Origin of the sequence: Pseudovibrio sp. WM33, from assembly GCF_001623165.1 — a bacterium.
Lineage (GTDB): Bacteria > Pseudomonadota > Alphaproteobacteria > Rhizobiales > Stappiaceae > Pseudovibrio.
The window spans coordinates 12,280-13,211 of record NZ_LMCK01000072.1; the positions used below are offsets into that span (position 1 = coordinate 12,280).

General features: G+C 52.3%; 1 protein-coding gene and 1 pseudogene. Both read right to left on the bottom strand.

Going from position 1 to position 932, the window contains the following annotated elements; genetic code table 11:
• Positions 1-350, bottom strand: a pseudogene (locus tag PsWM33_RS28430) (ATP-binding cassette domain-containing protein); the annotation flags it as partial.
• The gene (locus tag PsWM33_RS12305; protein ID WP_208994540.1) at positions 347-766 is read right to left on the bottom strand and encodes an HlyD family secretion protein; all 420 of its coding nucleotides are present in this window, start codon (positions 764-766) and stop codon (positions 347-349) included. The gene PsWM33_RS12305 and the pseudogene PsWM33_RS28430, both read right to left, overlap by 4 nt.
• Between the last annotated feature and the right edge of the window lie 166 nt (positions 767-932).

Consider the following 932-nt stretch of genomic DNA (forward strand, 5'->3'; position numbering starts at 1 on the left):
AGCGTCGCGGTGGTGTGCTTTTTGACGGGTGTGAGGTTGTAAAGCCGTGCGACGAAGCTCAGGTTCTCTTTAATGGTGAGGTCTTCGTAGAACGAGAATTTCTGCGTCATGTAGCCGACCTGGCTTTTGATCAGCAGACGGTCCTTGATCAGATCATACCCAAGCACCTGTCCGTTGCCTTCGTCGGGTTTGAGAAGGCCACACATCATACGGATGCTTGTGGTTTTTCCTGAGCCGTTGGGACCAAGGAAGCCAACAATCTCACCCGGTTTGACTTTGAGCGAGACATTATTGACGACCAGCTTGTCGCCAAAGCGTTTGGTCAGGCCTTTGACTTCAATTGCGTTCATTGCAAGCTGTCCAGATCAACGTCAAAAATCTGACCGGGTCTCAGCGGGGAGTGCTTTGTGATGGGTTTTGCCTGCACTTCATAAACCAGCTTCTCGCGTGTCTCCAAAGAGTAGATGACAGGCGGGGTGAACTCTGGACCCTCTGCAATGTGGGTGATCTGCAGGGCTTGCAAGGTAGTGCAACCGGAGCATCTGGCGTTGAATTTAGTGCCAACTTCCAACTGGCCATATTGCTCTTCCGGTACAAAGAAATGAAGCTTGATGGAGTTGAGGGGTAACAGGCTGGCAACCGGCGCTGTGGGGCCTGCCATTTCACCGGAGTGCAGGAACACGTCTGTGACCTTGGCATCTTCCGGCGCGTAGATCTTGCGCTTCTCAAGCAGCCATTCTGCCAGGTCAACTTTCGCCCTTGCCATTTCATAGAGGCTCTCGGCTGCTGCGATCTGGTCTTCACGTGCTGGAAGTTTGGCAACGGAGAGCTCAGCCTGCAGTTCAGTTATACGAGCCTGTGAAACGAGCAGTGCGGTCTCTGCTTCATCAAACTGTCAATGAGCGTTCAAAATTGATCCGGCATCATCATTT

What these genes read in the sequence shown, in the direction of transcription:
- PsWM33_RS12305 (WP_208994540.1), bottom strand. Translation starts at nt 766, where the DNA reads ATGGCAAGGGCGAAAGTTGACCTGGCAGAATGGCTGCTTGAGAAGCGC.